The 2,937-nt window shown below is 76.2% G+C and carries 3 protein-coding genes and 2 pseudogenes; all 5 read right to left on the bottom strand.

Going from position 1 to position 2,937, the window contains the following annotated elements:
• Window positions 1-305 (bottom strand): annotated as a pseudogene (locus AC2CHG_RS30935) (putative baseplate assembly protein); the annotation flags it as partial.
• Complete coding sequence (locus AC2CHG_RS30930; protein WP_357480866.1) at window positions 302-742, bottom strand: GPW/gp25 family protein; 441 nt, start codon at window positions 740-742, stop codon at window positions 302-304. The gene AC2CHG_RS30930 and the pseudogene AC2CHG_RS30935, both read right to left, overlap by 4 nt.
• A complete protein-coding gene (locus tag AC2CHG_RS30925; RefSeq protein WP_355507911.1) occupies window positions 739-1,077 on the bottom strand; it encodes a hypothetical protein in 339 nt (112 codons plus the stop codon). The genes AC2CHG_RS30930 and AC2CHG_RS30925 overlap by 4 nt, the downstream gene beginning before the upstream one ends.
• The gene (locus AC2CHG_RS30920; protein WP_484526151.1) at window positions 1,077-2,648 is read right to left on the bottom strand and encodes a contractile injection system protein, VgrG/Pvc8 family; all 1,572 of its coding nucleotides are present in this window, start codon (window positions 2,646-2,648) and stop codon (window positions 1,077-1,079) included. The genes AC2CHG_RS30925 and AC2CHG_RS30920 overlap by 1 nt, the downstream gene beginning before the upstream one ends.
• Before the next feature lie 49 nt (window positions 2,649-2,697).
• Window positions 2,698-2,937 (bottom strand): annotated as a pseudogene (locus AC2CHG_RS30915) (CIS tube protein); the annotation flags it as partial.

Genomic DNA, 2,937 nt, shown 5'->3' with positions numbered 1-2,937 from the left:
GGCACCCGCACCGGGCCGCGGTCCGGGCCGGTGCGGGTCAGCCGCACGTCCGCCCAGGCCGCCGCCGGCGGGTGCCGGGTGACGCCGAGCAGGTTCAGGAACGCGACGTACGCCTTCTCCGGCAACTGGTTCAGCCGGTAGATCATCACTTCGGTCAGGTAGGCGAACGCCTCCACCAGCGCCATGCCCGGGTCGTGCGCGGACAGGTCGGTCCAGTCCGGGCAGGACCGGGCGATGCGTTCCCGCGCCTCGGTGACCAGGTCGAGGAAGGCGCGGTCGTCCAGGTGCGGCACCGGCAGCGTCATGGCGTGCCCTCCTCGTCTCCGGTCTCCTCGTCGGCGGGCAGCAGGTCCACGGAGAACACCAGGTGGCCGGGGGAGAGGCTGGCCCGCACCCGGTAGTCCAGCCGGATCACCAGGCGCCACGGGTCGTCCGGGTCGGGACCGGCGTCCACGTCCAGCACCTCGACCCGGGGCTCCCAGCGCCGGATCGCCTGCCGCACGTAGTGGATCGCCAGCCCGGCGGTGGTGTCGTCGTTCGGCGCGAAGACGAGCCGGTGCAGCCGCGACCCGTACCCGGGGCGCATCAGCCGTTCCCCGGGCGTGGTGGACAGCAGCAGGTACAGCGCCTGGCGTACCGTCTCGTCGCCGTCGGTCATGGCGAGCCCGCCGGCGGCGGTGAGCGCGAGACCACCGGCGCGGCCGGCGTCGAAGCCGGCGCCGACGAAGCGGAAGGCCCTCATGCGTCCGCCCCCAGGAAACCCTGCCGCACGTCGCGGACCTGGTGGTGCACGGTGCCCGGCGGGGTGCCGTCGGTCAGGCCGTCCAGGTGCGACAGCACCACCGGTTGCCGGTCCACCCGCACCCACGTGCTGTAACCCACAGTCACGGTCAGCGTGTGCAGGCACGGTTTGATCGTCGGGCCGTAGTTGGGGCAGGCGGTGATGTCGCGCCCCTCCGGGTCGGGTCGCACCAGCACGGGCACGGCCTGGACGGTGACCCAGTGCTGGGACGGGCGGTTGCTCACCCGCCCGTCGTGTCCGCAGGTGATCAGCGAGTCGCGGTGGATCCAGCGCATCAGCCACCTCCGGCGGAACGGGCTAGCGTACGGGCCTGCGCGGCGGCGGTCTCGGCGTCCTCGGCCGCCGGGGCGTGCAGGAAGTCGACGGTGCGGCCGCGCACCACGACGGCCCGGCCGGGCGCGGAGAGCACCAGGTCACCGGCGGCGTGCACGGTGGTCAGCTCGGGACGCAGCTCGACGAAGCTGCCCGCGTCGGTGGCCAGCCGCAGCGTGCGCCCGTCGTCGTCGATCACGATCGACTGGCCGGTGCCGGTCCGCATCGACCAGCGGCGCGAGCGCCCGGAGACGATCCCCGCGTCGTACGGCTCCACCGCGCCGAACAGCGAACCGAGCACCACGCCCGAGGCGGGTTCGCCGCCGGGCAGCGCCACCAGCACGGTGTCGTCCGGGTCGGGCAGCGCGACGATCCCCTTGCCCCGGCCCGCGCCCGGGCAGAGCACCGCGAGCCAGCCGGCGTCCAGATCGCCGTACGCCGGGAGCGTCACCCGGGCCCGGCCCAGCCCGTCCGGGTCGTCGATGTCGGTGACGGTGCCGAGCGTGACTGTCGCCGCCGGGGGCGCGGCCGACGGCGGCGGGCCGGGCGGCGCCGTGGAGAACCGGGTCAGGTGCCCGTCCGCGTCCACCGTGTGCACCACCTCGGTGAGCACGTACACCCCGGCCAGCGGGTCCGGGACGCCGGCCAGGGCGATCCGCCGTCCCGGCCGCAGCGCCGGGTCGCCCTCCGCGGTGCCCTCGGCGGTGACCAGCGCCGCCACCCGGGCGTCCAGCCCGGCCTGGGCCAGCGCGGCCAGCTCGTCGTCGCTGCGGCCGGGCTGGTCGACGGCGGTACGCACACCGTCCGCGCCCACGTCGCCCGGGTCCGGGCGCAGCGGGATGCGCCGCCCGCTGCGTGCCTCGCCCGCCCGCTGGCCCAACGGCTCGGCGCGTTGCGGATGCCAGCCGAGTACGGCGCACTCCGCGCCGGCCCGGTCCAGGTTCTCGGTGACCCGCAACGCGTGCACCGTCTCGCCGAGCGTCAACGGCAGCGGCTCCCCGTACCCGTCCAGCGTGAACAGCCGCAACCGGTCCCCGTCCATGCCCAGATGCAGCCCGGCCCGGCCGGCCACCTCGCACAACAGGTCCAGGTCGGTGTGCCGGTGCTGGAGCAGCCGGTCCAGGCGCGGCCCGTCCTCCTCGGCCGTCACGCTCAACCCCAGCCCGGCACACAGCTCACCGGCCAGTTCGGCGGCCGTCACCGACTCGAACACCCGCAGCTCCTGCCGCTTGCGCAGCCGGTGCAGCGGGTCGTACGCCCGGATCCGGGCCAGCGCGGCACCGTCACCGGCGTACTCCCGCTCGACTGCTGTCACCTCGCCGGTGAACAGCGCCTCCGCCTGCCCGTCGAGACGCACGTCGACTGTGGAGCCGGGGCGTACCGGCGGGTCGAGCGGGCCCGCCCCGGGGGCGGCGGTGAGTGTCAGCTCGCACTGCGCCGGCCGGTCCAGGCGGGCGGCGACGCGGATGCCACGCAGCCGGGCCGGATCGGTCAGCGGCCGGCCGTCCACAGCCACGAGGGCGGCCCGGCTCACAGCGTGCTCCCGACGGCCGCTCGCCGCGCCGGGCCGGTCGCGTGGCGGGTCACGGCGTGCCTCCCGTGGTGACGGCATCCGGCGGGGACGCGGCGGCGCCGACCGGCGGAACGGCGAGCGCGGTGCCGGCCGGCACGGTCAGCGGGTCGGTGATCCGGTTGTGCTCGGCGAGCAGCCGCCAGCGCAGCGGCGAACCCAGCGCGTCGTGGGCGAGCAGGTCGAAGCGCACCCCGGACCAGCCCGGCTCGGCCGCGCCGTCCGCCGCGGCGACCACCGCCGACCCGGGCGC

Source organism: Micromonospora sp. ATLC20, assembly GCF_057196585.1.
This window is presented reverse-complemented; position numbering and strand designations above follow the sequence as displayed.

Excerpts from the sequence above, each read along its gene's own strand:
- AC2CHG_RS30930 (WP_357480866.1), bottom strand. The coding sequence starts at position 742 with ATGAGGGCCTTCCGCTTCGTCGGCGCCGGCTTCGACGCCGGCCGCGCC.
- AC2CHG_RS30925 (WP_355507911.1), bottom strand. The coding sequence starts at position 1,077 with ATGCGCTGGATCCACCGCGACTCGCTGATCACCTGCGGACACGACGGG.